The sequence below is a fragment of the Pseudomonas sp. FW306-02-D09B genome (genome assembly GCF_058782685.1).
Window position 1 is genome coordinate 28,025 of sequence record NZ_JBYSXY010000003.1, and the last position, 18,461, is coordinate 46,485.

17 protein-coding genes are annotated in these 18,461 nt (G+C 59.0%); 14 read left to right on the top strand and 3 right to left on the bottom strand.

The window, feature by feature from the left end:
* Window positions 1-50 precede the first annotated feature (50 nt).
* Entirely contained in the window at window positions 51-2,336 is a 2,286-nt protein-coding gene (locus AC3WK5_RS06820; protein ID WP_103315443.1) for a putative bifunctional diguanylate cyclase/phosphodiesterase, read from the top strand.
* On the opposite strand, the gene AC3WK5_RS06825 is transcribed toward AC3WK5_RS06820, so the two are convergent.
* Window positions 2,227-3,123, bottom strand: coding sequence for an NAD(P)-dependent oxidoreductase (locus AC3WK5_RS06825; protein ID WP_103315444.1), 897 nt, complete (start codon window positions 3,121-3,123; stop codon window positions 2,227-2,229). The genes AC3WK5_RS06820 and AC3WK5_RS06825 overlap by 110 nt on opposite strands.
* A 195-nt stretch (window positions 3,124-3,318) precedes the next feature.
* Here AC3WK5_RS06825 and AC3WK5_RS06830 point away from each other — a divergent pair, with 195 nt between their 5' ends.
* Window positions 3,319-5,496: a hypothetical protein gene (locus AC3WK5_RS06830; RefSeq protein ID WP_054596021.1), complete on the top strand. Its 2,178-nt coding sequence runs from the start codon at window positions 3,319-3,321 to the stop codon at window positions 5,494-5,496.
* Between the two features lie 320 nt (window positions 5,497-5,816).
* Here AC3WK5_RS06830 and AC3WK5_RS06835 read toward each other — a convergent pair whose 3' ends face one another.
* The gene (locus AC3WK5_RS06835; protein WP_103315445.1) at window positions 5,817-6,122 is read right to left on the bottom strand and encodes a DUF2288 domain-containing protein; all 306 of its coding nucleotides are present in this window, start codon (window positions 6,120-6,122) and stop codon (window positions 5,817-5,819) included.
* Window positions 6,123-6,469: 347 nt separating this feature from the next.
* Here AC3WK5_RS06835 and AC3WK5_RS06840 point away from each other — a divergent pair, with 347 nt between their 5' ends.
* The 9 genes from AC3WK5_RS06840 (at window position 6,470) to AC3WK5_RS06880 (ending at window position 14,195) form a co-directional block, all read left to right on the top strand.
* Window positions 6,470-7,597 (top strand): branched-chain amino acid ABC transporter substrate-binding protein, encoded by a 1,128-nt coding sequence (locus AC3WK5_RS06840; protein ID WP_054596019.1) that lies wholly within the window; start codon window positions 6,470-6,472, stop codon window positions 7,595-7,597.
* A gap of 231 nt (window positions 7,598-7,828) precedes the next feature.
* Window positions 7,829-8,752: a high-affinity branched-chain amino acid ABC transporter permease LivH gene (gene livH / locus AC3WK5_RS06845; RefSeq protein ID WP_019692183.1), complete on the top strand. Its 924-nt coding sequence runs from the start codon at window positions 7,829-7,831 to the stop codon at window positions 8,750-8,752.
* Window positions 8,749-10,005 (top strand): high-affinity branched-chain amino acid ABC transporter permease LivM, encoded by a 1,257-nt coding sequence (locus AC3WK5_RS06850; protein WP_054596018.1) that lies wholly within the window; start codon window positions 8,749-8,751, stop codon window positions 10,003-10,005. Before livH ends, AC3WK5_RS06850 begins: the two co-directional genes overlap by 4 nt.
* Window positions 10,002-10,769, top strand: a complete 768-nt coding sequence (gene livG / locus AC3WK5_RS06855) for a high-affinity branched-chain amino acid ABC transporter ATP-binding protein LivG (RefSeq protein WP_054596017.1) — start codon at window positions 10,002-10,004, stop codon at window positions 10,767-10,769. Before AC3WK5_RS06850 ends, livG begins: the two co-directional genes overlap by 4 nt.
* Window positions 10,770-11,471, top strand: a complete 702-nt coding sequence (locus AC3WK5_RS06860; RefSeq protein ID WP_054596016.1) for an ABC transporter ATP-binding protein — start codon at window positions 10,770-10,772, stop codon at window positions 11,469-11,471.
* Between the two features lie 235 nt (window positions 11,472-11,706).
* Window positions 11,707-12,015 carry a BufA1 family periplasmic bufferin-type metallophore gene (locus AC3WK5_RS06865; protein ID WP_054596015.1) on the top strand — a complete coding sequence of 103 codons (309 nt, stop codon included), beginning with the start codon at window positions 11,707-11,709 and terminating at the stop codon, window positions 12,013-12,015.
* Between the two features lie 22 nt (window positions 12,016-12,037).
* A complete protein-coding gene (gene bufB, locus AC3WK5_RS06870; RefSeq protein ID WP_371919119.1) occupies window positions 12,038-12,931 on the top strand; it encodes an MNIO family bufferin maturase in 894 nt (297 codons plus the stop codon).
* Window positions 12,928-13,701, top strand: coding sequence for an HvfC/BufC N-terminal domain-containing protein (locus AC3WK5_RS06875; protein WP_103315446.1), 774 nt, complete (start codon window positions 12,928-12,930; stop codon window positions 13,699-13,701). The genes bufB and AC3WK5_RS06875 overlap by 4 nt, the downstream gene beginning before the upstream one ends.
* On the top strand, window positions 13,698-14,195 hold the full coding sequence (locus AC3WK5_RS06880; protein ID WP_103315447.1) for a DoxX family protein: 498 nt from the start codon (window positions 13,698-13,700) through the stop codon (window positions 14,193-14,195). The genes AC3WK5_RS06875 and AC3WK5_RS06880 overlap by 4 nt, the downstream gene beginning before the upstream one ends.
* Before the next feature lie 139 nt (window positions 14,196-14,334).
* Here AC3WK5_RS06880 and AC3WK5_RS06885 read toward each other — a convergent pair whose 3' ends face one another.
* A complete protein-coding gene (locus tag AC3WK5_RS06885; protein ID WP_054596011.1) occupies window positions 14,335-15,243 on the bottom strand; it encodes a LysR family transcriptional regulator in 909 nt (302 codons plus the stop codon).
* A 104-nt stretch (window positions 15,244-15,347) separates the two neighbouring features.
* Between AC3WK5_RS06885 and AC3WK5_RS06890 the strand changes: the two genes are divergently transcribed.
* From AC3WK5_RS06890 to AC3WK5_RS06900, 3 genes are all read left to right on the top strand, one after another.
* Window positions 15,348-15,947, top strand: coding sequence for a short chain dehydrogenase (locus AC3WK5_RS06890; RefSeq protein WP_054596010.1), 600 nt, complete (start codon window positions 15,348-15,350; stop codon window positions 15,945-15,947).
* A gap of 94 nt (window positions 15,948-16,041) precedes the next feature.
* Window positions 16,042-16,716, top strand: coding sequence for a COG3650 family protein (locus AC3WK5_RS06895; RefSeq protein ID WP_103315448.1), 675 nt, complete (start codon window positions 16,042-16,044; stop codon window positions 16,714-16,716).
* Window positions 16,717-16,827: 111 nt separating this feature from the next.
* Window positions 16,828-18,441, top strand: a complete 1,614-nt coding sequence (locus AC3WK5_RS06900; RefSeq protein ID WP_103315449.1) for an NAD(P)/FAD-dependent oxidoreductase — start codon at window positions 16,828-16,830, stop codon at window positions 18,439-18,441.
* Window positions 18,442-18,461: the final 20 nt, after the last annotated feature.

The following is an 18,461-nucleotide window of genomic DNA, read 5'->3' on the forward strand; positions in this document are numbered from 1 at the left end:
CGCCAGCGTTCATGGCGCCGGCAGAGAATGACTCAAAGACGGGGCATGCTATGGAGTGGCCTGGTTTGCATTTCATTACCGAGCTGCCAGAGAGCAGCGGGCAAGTCGTCCTCAATTGCACTCATAACCCCTTTCTGGTGCTACTGGCCTATCTGGTTGCCTGTGCAGCCAGCTTCGCCACGCTGGACATGGCCGAACGCGTCGGTCATGCCGAAAATCCTGCCTCTCAACGGCTCTGGCGCTGGGTCGGTGCCTGCTGCCTGTCGGGCGGTATCTGGGCCATGCACTTCATCAGCATGCTGGCGTTCCAGGCCCCTATCGACATCCATTACGACTTGCCGGCCACCCTGCTTTCCCTGTTGATCGCCTTTATTGCAGCCTTTGTAGCGATGAACACCCTGAGCAATGCTCAACTGAACGTACGGCAATACGTGCAAACCTCGATTTGCATCGGACTGGGCATTGCCACCATGCATTACGTGGGCATGACGGCGATGCGTTCGAACGCCGTGGCCCACTACCAGCCAATCATGTTCGGCCTGTCGGTCCTGATTGCCATCGGTGCCAGCGCCATTGCCTTGCTGCTGTCGCATGGTCTGCGCAACGGCGGCGGCATCGCTCATCAAGTACTCAAATACACCGCCAGCCTGGTACTCGGCGCCGGCATCGTGAGTATGCACTTCACCGGCATGCAGTCCATGAGCCTGGTGTTGCCGGCCGGCGTCCCCTTGCAACTGTCGGTCGACGACGACCACCTGCAACTGGCGCTGACGATTGCGCTGATCGCGCTGGTGGTCATCGGCAGCAGCATCAGCGCCGCCCTCGCCGACAAAAAACTGCAGCACAAGGACCATGACCTGCGCCGGGTCAACGCGCTGCTCAGTCAACTGGATCAGGCGCGCATGTCGCTGCAACAAGTGGCGCACTACGACCCCCTGACCAACCTGATCAACCGCCGCGGTTTCAATCAGATCTTCGCCGAAAAGCTCATCGAGAAAAGCACCCATGGCGGCATGCTGGCGGTGATGTTTCTGGACATCGATCACTTCAAGCGGATCAACGACAGCCTCGGTCATGACGCCGGTGACGAACTGTTGAAAGTGCTCGCCAACCACATCAAAAGCTCGACCCGCAGCCACGATGATGTGGTCGCGCGGTTTGGCGGCGATGAGTTCTGCATTCTGATCAACCTGCGTGAGCGCGACGAAGCACGGCACATGGCCCAGCGCATCATGCAAAAGATGAAGGAACCGATCGAGTTGGCTGGCAGGCGCATGGTCATGACCACCAGCATCGGTATCAGCGTGTTCCCTGACGACGGCAAAAACTGCGAGGAACTGCTGAAACACGCCGACCTGGCGCTGTACCAATCCAAGGGCAACGGCCGAAACGGCCTGCACTTCTTCAGCTCCAACCTGAAAACCAAGGCGACGATGGCGCTGCAACTCGAAGAAGAACTGCGCAATGCCTTACGCGACGAAGACGGGTTGATGCTTTATTACCAGCCGATCTATGACCTCAAAAGCGGCCAGGTCACCAAACTGGAAGCACTGATTCGCTGGCAGCACCCGATACACGGCTTGCTCGCACCTGATCGTTTCATCGCGATTGCCGAAGCCAATGGCTTGATCGCCGAACTCGACAACTGGGTGCTGCGCAAAGCCTGCGAAGACCTGAGCGAGCTGTCCAGGCACGGCTGCGAGTCGTTGAAAATCGCCGTGAACTGCTCACCTCTCAATCTCGCTCGCGAAGAGCTCGCCGAGGAAGTCGAAAGTGCGCTGCGAGCAGCCGGCGTCTCACCGCAGAGACTGGAGCTGGAGGTCACGGAAAACGCACTGATGGGCAATATTGCCAATACGCTGGTGCTACTGCGCAAGATTCGGGCGCTCGGTGTTTCGTTGTCGATCGACGACTTCGGCACCGGTTATTCGTCGCTGGCCTACCTCAAGCGTCTGCCGCTGAACACCCTGAAAATCGACCGTTCGTTTATCCAGGACATCCCCAAGGCCACTCAGGACATGGAGATCGTCCAGGCCATTATCGTCATGGCCCACACCCTGCATTTGCAAGTGGTCACCGAAGGGGTCGAAACCCTGGAGCAGTACCGGTTTCTCGAACGTTTCGGTTGCGACTTTGTTCAGGGTTACTTGTTGAGCCGCCCGGTGCCGCTGGCTGAATTACGTCCGGTACTGAACGAGATCAACCAGCGCAAGCACGCACACGCCATCAATCCTTTGAATCTGGCTCGCGGTATAGATGGATTAGTGTCGCGGGATCTTTTTCCAGATAGCCCTGACCAGCATGCAGACGCATCAATTGCGCGGCCAGTCCACTGATCGGCGTCGCGGAGCCTTGCTCGCGGGAAAACTTCACTGCGCCATCCAGGTCCTTGAGCAGCGTTCGAACATGCCACTTTATGGGTTCGAAACGGCTCTCGGCCATTTGCGGCGCAAGTATCTGCAAGGGTTTAGAGTCGGCAAACCCGCCGCTCAATGCTTCGGCCAACAGGCTCGCATCCACGCCTGAACGTTCAGCCAACGCCACCACTTCAGCGATCACCAACGCATTGCAGGCAACGATCATCTGATTGCAGGCCTTGGTCACTTGCCCTGCGCCGACCGCGCCCATGTGCGTGACCCGTTGGCCAAGATTCGACAACACCGGGCGTACGCGTTCGACATCGGCTGACTCACCCCCCACCATGATCGCCAGGCTTGCGGCCTCGGCCCCCGCCACACCACCAGACACCGGCGCATCCACCCAGCCCATGCCCGTACGACTGACCAGTTCGGCAGCCATTTCCCGCGTCGCCGTGGGCTCCAGGCTGGAAAAATCCACCAGCAACTGGCCGGCTTTCGCACCGGATGCCACACCTGCCGCACCGAACACGACCTCGCGTACCACCTCGGTATCGGCCAGGCACAGCATCACCAGATCGGCGCGCTGACACAGCTCGGCAGGCGTGGCCACTTGCCGCGCTCCGGCCTCGACCAAGGGCGCGCACTTGTCGGGGTTGCGGTTCCAGACGGTCAGTGGATAGCCCGCAGCCAACAAGCGCCGGCACATCGGTAAACCCATCAAGCCAATACCGGCAAACGCCAAAGAGGGTAACGCTGCCATCAAATTGCCTCCGTTCGATTAAAGATCGCCAAATTTTGGCCGATTCATCATGACTCAGGAAAGGATTCCCCCTAGCGACGCTCAGGTAAAGCCCTATCGCTGGGGACAATATCGCGCTGTAAAGTCGCGAGTTCTTTATTCGTGATGGCTTGATGACATCTCGCCACCGAACCAACCAGTCCAGGCACATGGCGCACAATGACTTCTAAAAATAATCCTGCCCCAGCGGTATCCGAACTGACGCTCACCGCCGCCACGGATAAACCCTCAGTCCCGAAGCCATTGACCAGCTCGCGCCCGCTTGCGACCCAGCAGTACCTGTACTTTACCGAGACCAACACCGATCGCATCCTCGACAACCTCGATGGCCTGCGCGATCTGGTGTTCCCCAAGCCGCCGCACCTGGAGGACGCCCACGAACTGCATCAGCAGGAATTCCCCTCGGTGTGCCTGATCGGTCTGGGTCGCTGCGGTTCGAACATTGCGCTGGACGTTGCGGAGCTGGTGTACAACGCCCGCAAGTTCTACCTCAACGAGTTCAACAACGAAGACAAGCCCTATGCTGAAAAGGGCTACAGCCCTGCGCAATGGATTCGTAACAACCTCAAACTGGGTGTCGGCAAGGCCACCAAACCGGTGTTCCTGGTCGAACCATTGGTGATGCTCGGCGACCTCGACAAAGACATCGCCGGCCGTATCCGTTTCTCGCGCAAGGGCGAAAAAAGCGGCTTCCTGCGCGACTACAGCAAAATGAAGATCATGGACCTCTCGGAAGTCCACGCCGGTGGCGCCGGTAACGCGCCGATCCTCGGCCAGTACCTGGCGAAGATCATCCTGAACAAGGACACCCAGCGTTTCTCCAGCCCCGACTGGAAGATGATCCACTCGTACCTGATCGACAGCTGCGGCATCAAGGCCAACCAGTCGCGCCTGTACTTCTCGATCTTCAGCGCCGGCGGCGGTACCGGTTCGGGCATGGCCTCGGAGTTCGGGCTGGCCCAGCAACACTCGTACATGAACAAGACGTTCGACACCAAACCGGTGGACGAACACGACAGCAAGAGCGGCCACTCCTTCGTTTTCGAGCCGATCTTCACCAGCGGCATTTGCGTACTACCGAACATTTCCGATCACCGCAGTGAAATGTCTGAAGCGCTGCACATCAACGCCGGTCGCCTGTTGTGCAAGTACCTGTCGGAAGAATGGGATTTCTCGTACAACTTCGCCAACGAAGACAGCAGCGAAGCCAGCGTCATGGGCCGCATCCGCCCATGGAACGCGATGATGCTGATCTCCAACGACATCATGCGTTACGCCGAAGAGAACGATGACGGCAATATCCAGAACATTGATGTCAATGCCATGGAAAAGCACGCCAACCAGTACATCTCGCAGCAGATCTTCAACATTCTGACGGCCCAGGCAGTCACCACCGACTACGATCAGAACTATTTCCGCCGGGCTGGCATCGACATCGGCGAAACCATTCGCCTGGACGCCAACGACCTGTTCATGAGTCTGGCCGGGCCAGTGGCGATTGCCTACGCCGAGTCGGTGGTGCCAGAGCAACCGGCACCGAGCAGCGACAAGTTCAAGGTGTTCGACAAAGAGCCACAGCGCCTGAACATCGACGACCTGTTCTTCCGCTCCATCGACCTGCCGCACTTCAACAAAGTGACCCAGGCCATCGAAGGCATCAGCCTGTTGCCGATCGAGTCCAAGCGTTATCGCGCGTCGCTGGAGCAATACAAGAACTCGGGTTACGACGCTGCCGCGCTGCATGACCTGCACTTCTTCAAGAATTGCTCGTCGGTGGTGTCGATCGTGTCGCTGCCCAAGGATTACAAGCTGTCCTACATGGACCTGAACCGGTTGAAGACCCACCTCAACAGCCTGTTCCCCAACACCACGCTCAAGCGTTATGCCCTGGTGATCGGCGCCTCGGCCAACCTTTCGCTGACCACCCTGATCGCCAAGAGCCCGTGCCTGTCAGACGATTTCCTGACCTTGATCGTGGCGTTCATCAAGCGCTGCTTCGCACGCAATCCGTACCGTTTCGACGAAACACTGGACAATTCGATCCTCGACTTCATCATTCATGAAGACTTCGACGAGGCCAAAATCGACGAGCTGCTCAACGAGTTCGAAAACCCGGCGAAGATCCTCGACACCAACTGGTACGCGATCAAGCCGATGTACGAGAAGAAGTACCGCGAGCTGATCAACGACAAAGACAAATTCGTCTCGATCAACGACATCCGCCTGTCGCGCGATTGCGTGAAAAAGGCCATCAAGTACCTGCGCGAGATCTACCGTCACCGCATTGGCAAGACCAAGGTCATTTCGCTGAATAACCATACGGGTAAAACCGCTTAATAAGCGGCGCCCCCTTCGCGAGCAAGCCCGCTCCCACATTTGACCGCATTCTTCCAAAGAGAACTCGGTCAAATGTGGGAAGGGCCGGGCGACGTTCGCTTGCTCGCGAAAGCGCCCTGATATTCACCACATCAGCTTCAGACTTACCAACATCCAGAAACAATTAAGCAGCCATTCAGCCGCTTATTAAACTGTTCCCGTTACGTTTACGTAACCTTCCCCCCGCCTGCCTGTGGCATTTCTCTACGGCAACCTGCCATCACGCTACTCGGCTACACACTTTTACCTGAACGCCACCAGCACCAAATCGGTGCGCAACTTCAGGCCTGCGCCCTTTCCTGGATCAGAATCCACGGCGAAACGACCACTGCCCACAACTCCGGATCACGCTCGAAAAGATCCAGCGCCCGCGTTTCAGAGAGCTTGGCGAGTTTGTCGGCGGCCAGCCAGGCAGCCACTTTCTCGCCTTCGTCCTGGGCAACTGCCTCGGCGGCAGCGATCAAATCCAGGTCGGGATCGACCCACAATAGGGCACCCTTGGCGAAGAACGGTTCGAGTTCCTTCCAGGTAATAGATGCGGTTTCACCAAGCAGCTTGGCATAGAGGGTGCTAGGTTCTTGAGTCATGGGCCCTGTCCGGAATAGAAATCGGCGCAATCATAACGTCGGCGCTCTGGCAGAAAAACCCGGATGCAATAGAGTCATTGATCGAGAACTGCAGGAAAGCAAGGATAGCCGCTGAATCGGGTTACTACGCAGCCAAAATCCCGCCGCAATTCTGTCTTTTTCTTTCAAAAATGCGACACCCCCAGAAATTGCCCCTGAGCGCCAGCTTTCCAAGCGAACAACCGGCGCTCTACACTGTACCGGTACAGTTGCCGGGGGCATTTCCGGGGGATATCCAAGATATCGATCCGGTTCTGTGGCTCAGGCTGCCAGGACTATAAAAACTACAACAGTAAGAGTGGAGCACTATGAATAAGGCTACTAAGCAGATTTCCAAACTGTTTGCCGCTATGGTTCTGGCCGGGGTTGCCAGCCATTCGTTCGCAGCTGACACCATCAAGATCGGCATCGCCGGCCCTAAAACCGGTCCAGTGACCCAGTACGGTGACATGCAGTTCATCGGCGCTAAAATGGCCATCGAGCAGATCAACGCCAAAGGCGGTGTTGACGGCAAGATGCTCGAAGCCAAGGAATACGATGACGCCTGCGACCCTAAACAGGCCGTTGCCGTTGCCAACAAAGTGGTCAACGATGGCGTCAAGTTCGTGGTCGGCCACCTCTGCTCCAGCTCCACTCAACCGGCTTCGGACATCTACGAAGACGAAGGCGTGATCATGATCACCCCGGCCGCCACCAGCCCGGACATCACTAACCGTGGCTACAAAATGGTGTTCCGCACCATCGGCCTGGACAGCGCCCAAGGCCCTGCCGCCGGTAACTACATCGCCGATCACGTAAAGCCGAAAATCGTTGCCGTTCTGCACGACAAACAGCAATACGGTGAAGGCATCGCCACCGCCGTGAAGAAAACCCTCGAAGGCAAAGGCGTCAAGGTTGCCGTGTTCGAAGGCCTGAACGCCGGCGACAAGGACTTCTCCTCGATCATCCAGAAACTCAAGCAAGCCAACGTCGACTTCGTCTACTACGGCGGCTACCACCCGGAACTGGGCCTGATCCTGCGTCAAGCCAAGGAAAAAGGCCTGAACGCCAAGTTCATGGGGCCAGAAGGCGTCGGCAACGAATCCATCTCGCAGATCGCCCAGGACGCTTCCGAAGGCCTGCTGGTGACCCTGCCGAAGTCTTTCGACCAGGATCCGGCCAACAAGGCACTGGTTGACGCATTCGCCGCCAAGAAACAGGACCCGACCGGCCCGTTCGTGTTCCCGGCCTACTCGGCAGTCGAAGTCATCGCTGAAGGCATCAAGGCAGCGAAGAGCGAAGACACCGCCAAAGTGGCCGCAGCCATTCACGCTGGCACCTTCAAGACTCCGACTGGCGACCTGAGCTACGACGCCAAGGGCGACCTGAAGAACTTCAAGTTCGTGGTTTACCAGTGGCACTTTGGCAAACCTAAAACCGAAGTTTCGCCTCAGTAAGGCGTTGCCTGACTGACTGCCAATAAAGCCCACGGCGTGCCGTGGGCTTTGTTTTACGAGGTAATGGGCCGTGCCTCCGTGATCCGGAAGCCTCCCCACCTGAAAATCTCAAAACCGTCATCAGCGGTTCGCTGGCAAACCTCATGTTCGAAGTGGATGCAGATCCACGGGGCCTGAGCGGGAAAATGACTCCACCAGTGAAATGCGTATCAGGTTTTTAGGAGCGCAGTAATGCCTGAGATCTATCACTTTTTCCAACAGCTGGTTAATGGTCTGACCATTGGCAGCACGTATGCCCTGATCGCCATCGGCTATACGATGGTTTACGGCATCATTGGAATGATCAACTTCGCCCACGGCGAGGTCTACATGATCGGTTCCTACGTGGCCTTCATCGTCCTTGCCGGACTGGCCATGCTGGGTATCCATTCTCTACCGTTGTTGATGACCGCCGCATTCCTGGCGACCATCGTTGTCACCAGTGCCTACGGCTACAGCATCGAACGGATCGCCTACCGCCCTCTACGGGGCAGTAACCGCCTGATCCCGCTGATCTCGGCCATCGGCATGTCGATCTTCCTGCAAAACACCGTACTGCTCTCGCAGGACTCCAAGGATAAATCGATCCCCAACCTGATTCCGGGCAGCTTCAGCTTTGGTCCAGGCGGGGCACAGGAAGTACTGATCTCCTACATGCAGATCCTGGTATTCGTAGTGACCCTGGTGGTGATGCTCTGCCTGACCACGTTCATTTCGCGTTCACGTCTGGGACGTGCCTGCCGGGCCTGTGCCGAAGACATCAGGATGGCCAACCTGCTGGGCATCAACACCAACAACATCATCGCCCTGACCTTCGTCATCGGTGCTGCCCTGGCAGCCGTGGCGGCTGTACTGCTGAGCATGCAGTACGGCGTGATCAACCCGAACGCCGGATTCCTGGTGGGCCTCAAGGCCTTTACCGCGGCGGTTCTGGGCGGCATCGGGAGCATTCCGGGCGCCATGCTCGGTGGTCTGGTGCTGGGGGTGGCCGAAGCATTCGGCGCCGATATATTCGGTGACCAGTACAAGGACGTGGTGGCTTTCGGCCTTCTGGTTCTGGTGTTGTTATTCCGGCCAACCGGCCTGTTGGGCCGTCCGGAGGTTGAGAAAGTATGATCAGGAATCTTAGACAGGCGCTTTTCAGCGCGCTATTGGTTTGGGCTGTGGCGTACCCGGTACTCGGCCTGAAACTGTCCATCGCCGGCATCAACCTCGAAGTACAGGGTGCCACGACCTCCACGCTGCTGATCATCGCCGCCTGCTCGGTGTTGATGTTCCTGCGCGTGCTGTTCGACCGCGAATACACGGCGGCCATGCGCTCCGTGCCCAAAGGTAAATTGATCCCGGCCAGTGCGAGCAATTTCCTGACCCTGCCCAGCACCCAGCGCTGGGTCATCATGGGGTTGATCGTCATCGCTCTGGTCTGGCCGTTCTTCGGCTCGCGCGGTGCGGTGGATATCGCCACACTGATTCTGATCTATGTGCTGCTCGGTCTGGGCCTGAACATCGTGGTCGGTCTGGCAGGTCTACTCGACCTGGGCTACGTCGGTTTCTACGCCGTGGGCGCCTACAGCTATGCGCTGCTGTCGCACTACTACGGCCTGAGCTTCTGGATCTGCCTGCCCATCGCCGGCTTGATGGCGGCAACCTTCGGCTTCTTGCTGGGCTTCCCGGTGCTGCGTTTGCGCGGTGACTATCTGGCAATCGTGACCCTGGGCTTCGGTGAGATCATCCGTCTGTTCCTGCGTAACCTGACGGGCCTCACGGGCGGACCGAACGGCATCAGCAACATTCCCAAACCGTCGCTGTTCGGCCTGAGCTTCGAGAGAACGGCCGCCGAAGGCATGCAGACCTTCCACGAGTTCTTCGGCCTGACGTACAACCCGGTCAGCAAGGTGGTTTTCCTCTACCTGGTCGCGCTGCTGCTGGCGCTGTTCGCGCTGTTCGTGATCAACCGTCTGCTGCGCATGCCGATCGGCCGTGCCTGGGAAGCGTTGCGTGAAGACGAAATCGCCTGCCGGGCCCTGGGCCTGAACCCGACCGTGATCAAGCTGTCGGCCTTCACCCTGGGTGCCTGCTTCGCCGGTTTTGCCGGTAGCTTCTTCGCCGCACGTCAAGGACTGGTAACTCCAGAGTCGTTCACCTTCATCGAGTCGGCCACCATCCTCGCCATCGTGGTGCTGGGCGGCATGGGCTCGCAACTGGGCGTGGTCCTCGCGGCCGTCGTGATGATCCTGTTGCCCGAGCTGATGCGTGACTTCAGCGAATACCGCATGTTGATGTTCGGCGCCTTGATGGTGCTGATGATGATCTGGCGTCCTCAAGGTCTGCTGCCCATGCAACGTCCTCACATGGAGCTGCGTAAATGAGCAGAGAGATCCTGAAAGTAGAAGGCCTGAGCATGCGCTTTGGCGGCTTGCTGGCGGTCAATAGCGTTGCCCTGAGCGTGAAAGAGAAACAGGTGGTATCGATGATCGGCCCTAACGGTGCCGGCAAGACCACTGTGTTCAACTGCCTGACCGGTTTCTACAAGCCCACTGCTGGCACTATCCAGCTCAACGGTGAAGCGATCGAAGGCCTGCCCGGCCACAAGATCGCCGGTAAAGGCGTGGTGCGGACGTTCCAGAACGTGCGGTTGTTCAAGGAAATGACCGCCGTGGAAAACCTGCTGATCGCTCAGCACCGGCACCTGAACACCAACTTCCTGGCGGGTCTGTTCAAGACCCCGGCGTTTCGCCGCAGCGAACGCGAGGCCATGGAATACGCCGAGTTCTGGCTCGACAAGGTCAACCTCAAGGAGTTTGCCAACCGTCCGGCCGGTACCCTGGCCTACGGTCAGCAGCGCCGCCTGGAAATCGCCCGTTGCATGATGACCCGTCCAAGCATCCTGATGCTCGACGAACCAGCCGCCGGCCTCAACCCGCGGGAAACCGACGACCTCAAGGCGCTGATCGGCACCCTGCGTGAAGAGCATAACGTCACCGTGCTATTGATCGAACACGACATGAAACTGGTCATGAGCATCTCCGACCACATTTTCGTGATCAACCAGGGCACGCCTCTGGCCAACGGCACGCCGGAACAGATCCGCGACAATCCTGAAGTGATCAAAGCCTACCTGGGGGAAGCGTAAATGCTGCAGTTCGAAAACGTTTCCACCTTCTACGGCAAGATCCAGGCCCTGCACGGCGTCAACGTCGAAGTCCGTCAGGGCGAGATCGTCACGCTGATCGGGGCCAACGGCGCCGGCAAATCCACCCTGCTGATGACCCTGTGCGGTTCGCCGCAAGCCCATAGCGGCAGCATTCGCTACATGGGCGAAGAACTGGTCGGCCAGGACTCCGCGCGAATCATGCGTAAAAGCATCGCCGTGGTCCCGGAAGGTCGTCGGGTGTTTGCCCGTCTGACCGTGGAAGAAAACCTCGCCATGGGCGGTTTCTTCACCGAGAAGGGCGATTACCAGGAGCAAATGGACAAGGTCCTGGGGCTGTTCCCGCGGCTCAAGGAACGCTTCAACCAGCGCGGCGGCACCATGTCGGGTGGCGAGCAGCAGATGCTTGCCATCGGCCGGGCGCTGATGAGCAAACCCAAGCTGCTGCTGCTCGACGAGCCGTCGCTGGGGTTGGCGCCGATCATCATCCAGCAGATCTTCGACATCATCGAACAGCTGCGCAAGGATGGTGTGACGGTGTTCCTGGTTGAACAGAATGCTAACCAGGCGTTGAAGGTTGCCGACCGTGCCTATGTGCTGGAAAACGGCCGGGTAGTGATGCAAGGCACCGGTGCAGCCCTGCTGAGCGACCCTAAAGTGCGCGACGCCTACCTGGGCGGCTAAGCACTGCTGCAACAAAAAACGGCCTGCGGGCCGTTTTTTTTTGCCTTGTAGGAGCACGGCTTACCGGCGATGGCGTTCTCCCGGGCACCATCGCCGGCAAGCCGTGCTCCTACAGGATTGTGTCGTGTACAAAAGTTTTTTCACACGCGCTGTAACGAACTCGAATGACCTTTCTCTAGAGGGGTAAGCAAGCACCAACGCTTACTTGAACCCACCCCTCGTTTGGAGAAACACCATGACTGCTACCACTCGCACCCTGTCCGCCGCCGCCCTCGCCCTGGCCTTGGGTTCCGCCCTGAGCATCGCGGCTCTGCCGACCACTGCCCACGCCGCCGCCACTGACATGGAAAAATGCTTTGGCGTCGCCATGAAAGGCAAGAACGATTGCGCCGCAGGTGCAGGCACTACCTGCGCGGGCACCTCGAAAATCGACTTCGAGAGCAACCACTTCAAACTGGTGCCAAAAGGCACTTGCGAGAAGACCGCCAGCCCGACCTCACCGACCGGCTTCGGTCAAATGGCCGCCTACAAAGCCAAGTCGTAATCCCTCCTCTGCCTGAGTGTTGATGATGACCACTTCAGCGCTGCACAACGTACATCCTCACACTCAGGCATTGGCATCCGAGCTCCCGCCCCGCGCGGGGCTGGGGCTCAAGACCGAGCACTTCGGCGCAGTACTCGATACTCGCCCGGACATCGGTTTCTTCGAAGTCCACGCCGAAAACTATATGGTGGCCGGCGGCCCGTTTCATCATTACCTGGGTTTGATCCGCGAGCAGTATCCGCTGTCGCTGCATGGCGTCGGTCTATCGATCGGCGGCGAAGGCCCGCTGAACTCCGAGCACCTTGCCCGGCTCGCCAAACTGATCGAACGCTATCAACCCCAATCCTTTTCCGAACACCTGGCCTGGTCGAGCCACGGCCCGGTGTTTCTCAATGACCTGCTTCCATTGGCCTATAACGAGTCGACACTGCAGCGTGTCTGCGAGCATATCGACCAGGTCCAGCAGCATCTGAAACGCCCCATGCTGCTGGAAAACCCGGCGACTTACTTACAGTTCCAGCACTCCGGCATGGAAGAAGCCTGCTTCATCACTGACGTCATTCGCCGCACCGGCTGCGGCTTGCTGCTGGATGTGAACAACGTCTACGTCTCTTGCATCAATCATCAGCGCGATCCGCTGGAGTACATCGACGCACTACCGTTGCATGCCGTGGGCGAGATCCATCTGGCCGGATTTGCCGAAGACACTGACAGCCTCGGCGATCGCCTGCTGATCGACGATCACGGTGCCCCCATCGATAACGCTGTGTGGACGCTGTATACGCAAGTTCTTGAGCGCGTCGGGCCGGTGGCCACGCTGATTGAGCGCGACAATCAGGTGCCGGCATTTTCCGTGCTGCTCGCCGAGGCCCGTCAAGCCGATGAATTGCTGGGTTACACCGGGATTCGCCGATGAGCACTCAAGCCGATTTCGCCGCTGCCCTGCTTGATCCTCGACGGCCCTGCCCTGACGGTTTGTTCTGCGCCAACGGCGCAGACCCGGAGAGCCGCTTCGCGGTGTACCGCAACAACGTGCAGAGCTCGTTGATCAACGCCTTGGCCGACAGCTATCCGGTGGTTTCGCAGTTGGTCGGTGATGAGTTCTTCCGGGCCATGGCCCGGTTTTATGTGCGGGACTTCCCACCGACCAGTGTGCTGATCAACGACTACGGTTGCGACTTCGCCAGTTTCATCGAGCACTTTGCGCCGGCCGCTTCAGTGCCGTATCTCGCAGATGTTGCGCGGTTGGAACGCTTACGGGTGATGGCCTATCACGCGGCAGATGCCAACGCCGTCGAGCCTGCCAGGATTGCTGCGGCGTTGGCGGTTCCCGAAGCGCTCGCACAACTGCACATTCATCTGCATCCCTCAACGTTCACGCTGAATTCGCCGTACGCCACCGTTGCGCTATGGGCCGCCCATCAGACTGACACACCGCCCGGGAACCTTGAGCCGTATCACCCGCAAAGTTCGCTGGTGCTGCGCAACGGCCTGGAGGTTGAGGTCTTTGCGATTGACGTCGGCACTGCAACCTTCATCCACAGCCTGCAGAACAACCGCCCTTTGGGGCAAGCGGTAGCCGACGCCCTGGACGCCGCCCCGGCGTTTGACCTGAGTCAGTGCCTGGCGCTGCTGATCGGCCACAACGCCATCATCCACTTGCAACACGACAAGGTATCGCCATGAACACCCGCACCGAACACCCGAACGCCATCACCCACTTGATCGAACGGATCATCGAACTATTCGAGAAAATCCCCCACAGCCTGATCGCCTTCGTTGCACGTTTCTCCATTGCCGCGGTGTTCTGGAAGTCCGGGCAAACCAAGGTCGAGGGCCTGGCCATCGACCTGCTCGACGGCACCTTCCAGCTCGGTATTCCGCGCCTCGCGGACTCGACCATTCCGTTGTTCCAAAGCGAATACCATGTGCCGCTACTGTCCCCGGAACTGGCGGCGCACATGGCGGCCTTCGCCGAGCATTTCTTCCCGATGCTGATCCTCGTCGGCTTCGCCACACGTTTTTCGGCCCTGGCGCTACTGGGGATGACGCTGACCATTCAGACCTTTGTCTACCCGGACGCCTACCCGACTCACGGCACCTGGGCGGCCGTTCTGCTGTACCTGATGGCCAGAGGTCCGGGCATGCTGTCGATCGATCATCTGATCGCCAAACGCTAAGCCCTTGTAACAGCTGCCGAAGGCTGCGTTCGAGTGCGAAGCGCTCGTACATCAGGCGACATGTTCCTTCAAATAAACTGCATATTCAGGATTTGCGAGGACTTCGTCCTCGGACGCAGCCTCGCTGGCTCGGCAGCTGCTACAGCCGATCCAGCGCTTCGCCGCTGCGCTTGAACCACCTCATCAGGTAGTCGGCCAATACTTGCGTGCGCTTGGGCAAGCCGCCCTGATACGGATGCACCAGATACATCGGCATGCTGCGGGTCTGATAGTCGCGTAGCAGCCAGCGCAAACGGCCATCGGCCAGTTCAGCCTGGAGCAAGTAAGAAGGCAGGCGCGCAATCCCCGCATGGGCAAGCGCAGCCTTCTTCAGCAGGTTGTAGTGGTTGCTGGCGAACGGTCCCGAGACCCGCACCCGCAACAGTTCATGTTGCTGGTGATACAACCACTCTTCCCGGCCGCTGTAATGGCTGTTGAGCAGGCAACGATGATCGGCCAGGTCCGCCGGCGTCTGCGGCTCACCAAACTGCTCAAGATAAGCCGGGCTGGCGCAGGTCATCTCGTGCCAGGCCAACAGCGGTTTGGCGACCATTCGCTCGTCGTTGGCCACCTCCGAACGAATCGCCAGATCGAACCCGTCCCGCGACAAGTCGCGGTAACTGTTGTTCAGCTCAAGCTCGATCTGCACGTCGGGGTACTCTCGGGAAAACTCCAGCAGCAACCCATCGAAAAAAGTCTCCCCCAGCGACACCGGGACCGTCATCCGAATCGGCCCTGCCATGTCGTCCTTCAAGCGTGCCAGGGCCTGTCGCGCCCGCTCTACCTGAATCACCAGCGCCTGCGCTTGCGGCAACAACGCTGCACCAGCGGCTGTCAGGCTCAAACGCCGTGTGGTTCGCTGCAACAGCACTACGCTGAAGCGTGTTTCCAGCTGACTGATGCGCTTGGACAACTGCCCCTTGCTACACCCCAGTTGCTGCGCTGCCAGCGTGAAACTGCCGGCCTCAATCAACACTGCAAACGCCGCCAGATCATCCATTTCGCTCATGGATTGTTTCCATTTGAAAACCAAAGGTTGCCCATTAGCACGCTTATCAATAAAAAAAACCACACTAAACTGAAACCACATTCACCCACTTGAGGATTCGCACGATGAAAATTCTTTTGATTGGAGCCTCCGGCACTGTCGGCTCGGCCATTGACCGGGAACTGTCCCAGCGCCACAAAATCATTCGTATCGGTCGCAAGAGTGGTGACTTCCAGGTCGATATCAGTGACAGCGCCTCGATCCACAAGCTGTTCGAACAGACCGGCAAATTCGATGCACTGATCTGCGCCGCCGGCAGCGTCAACTTCGTACCGCTGGCGAACATGACTGAAAAAGACTTCGAACTGGGCTTGCGAGACAAGCTGATGGGCCAGGTCAATCTGCTGTTGATCGGCCGGGATTTCGCCAACGACGGTGCGTCGTTCACCTTCACCACCGGCATTCTCAGCCACGATCCGATTCGTACCGGCAGCTCGGCGTCGATGGTCAACGGCGCCCTGGACAGTTTCGTCCGTGCGGCAGCGATAGAGTTGCCACGCGGTCTGCGGATCAACTCGGTCAGCCCTAACGTACTGGTTGAAGCCATGGGCAGCTACGCACCGTACTTCCGCGGATTCAAACCGGTCCCAGCCGCCGATGTGGCGCTGGCCTACGCGAAAAGTGTGGAAGGCCTGCAGACTGGCCAGATCTACAACGTCGGCTGAGAGCAAGGCGTTTTACAGGAGGGCAGGTGCACTGCAGGGTTGTGATGAGCGGTCAGCCTGAGTAACGTGGCGGCACTTGTCTGGAGACCCAACGATGCGTGCTGCCCGTTCCCTGATGTTTGTCGCCCTGCTTCCTGTATTCGCCGGTTGCCAGTTGCTGCAGAGCCAGCCTGAGAAACCGTCCATGGCGGGCCTGTCCCGCATGCAGGGCGAACTCAGCATGGCCAACGGCAAGCTGATGTTTCAGCCGTGCCAGGAAAACAAGCTATATGTCGTCAATGACACCGGCAGCACCAGCATCCTGCAGGAAGCTGCAACGCTGGCGGGCGCGCAGCACAAGATTTTCGCTGACGTGCGCGGCCGGGTTGCCACTGGCAAATCAGCTGATGCGGGTGCCCAGTTCGACGTGCAGCAGCTATACCGCGTCGAACGCTCGAGCGCGGCCTGTGAAGACCCCAACTTCCAGCGGCTGATCCTGCGTGCCAGCGGCACTACGCCCGACTGGAACGTCAAGGTCAACACCAAGGGCATGGTGATCGAGCGCGCCGGCCAGCCAGCGTTGGCCTTGCCGTTTCTGGAAGAACAACTCGGTGACGGGCGTTTCAGCCTCAGTAGCGAAGCCAATGACCAACACGTTGAACTCTGGATCGCACCACAACGCTGCGTCGACAGCACCCGTGGCAGCGTTCAATTCATGAGCGCCGAGTTGCGGGTCAACGGCCAGGTACAACGTGGCTGCGCGTATTTCGGCGGCTCGCGTAACGACTGATTCGACAGGATGCTGTTTTAGCCTCACCGGAACGGGCGGTTGAGGCTTATAATCACCGGTTTGTGAAACGCCTTTGGCGCAGTTGTGCGCCCCCGCGAACCGGACCCTGTCATGTTACGAATCACCGAACTCAAGCTGCCGATCGACCATCCCGAAGAAGACCTGCGGCCAGCCATCGTGCAGCGCCTGGGCATCGCCAGTGATGACCTGCTCGATTTCACCTTGTTCAAGCGCAGCTACGACGCGCGCAAAAAATCTTCCGAACTGTGCTTCATCTACACCATCGACCTTAGCGTGCGCGATGAGGCGAAGTTGCTGCACAAATTCGCCGATGACCGTAACGTCAATGCGGCACCGGATGTCAGCTACAAGGTCGTTGGCCAGGCTCCGCAGGATCTGAGCCAACGGCCGATCGTGGTCGGTTTCGGCCCGTGCGGGATTTTCGCCGGGCTGCTGCTGGCGCAGATGGGCTTCAAGCCGATCATTCTTGAGCGCGGCACAGAAGTGCGTCAGCGCACCAAGGACACCTGGGGCCTGTGGCGCAAAAGCGTGCTGAATCCCGAGTCCAACGTGCAATTCGGTGAAGGTGGCGCGGGGACATTCTCTGACGGCAAGCTGTACAGCCAGATCAAGGATCCCAAGCACCACGGCCGCAAAGTCCTGCACGAGTTCGTCAAGGCCGGCGCGCCGGAAGAGATCCTCTACGTCAGCAAACCGCACATCGGTACGTTCCGTCTGACGGGCGTCGTCGAAAACATGCGTGAGCAGATTCGTGCGCTGGGCGGTGAAGTACGCTTCCAGCAAAAAGTCACTGACGTGCTGATTGAAGACGGCCAGTTGACCGGTATCGAGCTCGCCAGCGGCGAACAGATCCACTCGAAACACGTGATTCTTGCCCTCGGCCACAGCGCCCGTGACACCTTCCGCATGCTCCACGGTCGTGGCGTGTTCATGGAAGCCAAGCCGTTTTCGGTAGGTTTCCGTATCGAACACCCGCAATCGCTGATCGACAGCGCGCGCCTGGGCAAATACGCCGGTCACCCGAAACTCGGTGCCGCCGACTACAAACTCGTGCACCACGCCAAGAACGGTCGTTCGGTCTACAGCTTCTGCATGTGCCCGGGCGGCACCGTGGTGGCGGCGACTTCCGAGCCGAATCGCGTGGTGACCAACGGCATGAGCCAGTATTCGCGTAACGAACGTAACGCGAACTCCGGGATTGTTGTGGGCATCACCCCGGAAGTCGACTATCCGGGCGGCCCATTGGCCGGGATCGAGTTGCAGGAGCGTCTGGAGTCCCACGCCTTTGTGCTGGGTGGCAGCAACTACGAAGCACCGGCGCAACTGGTCGGCGATTTCATCGCAGGCAAGCCGTCGACAGCGCTGGGCAGCGTCGAACCCTCCTACAAACCCGGGGTTGCACTGGGCGATCTGGCGCTGGCGTTGCCGGCGTTTGCCATCGACGCCATTCGTGAAGCCTTACCGGCCTTCGAGAAGCAGATTCGCGGCTACTCGCTGCACGACGCGGTGCTGACCGGGATTGAAACCCGCACCTCTTCGCCGCTGCGGATCACCCGTAACGAGTCGATGCAGAGCCTGAACGTCAAAGGCCTGTTCCCGGCCGGTGAAGGCGCCGGTTATGCCGGTGGGATCCTGTCGGCGGGTGTCGATGGTATTCGCATTGCCGAAGCGGTGGCGCGGGATATTCTCGGCATCGAGGCCTGACCGAAACCCCGTAGGAGCAA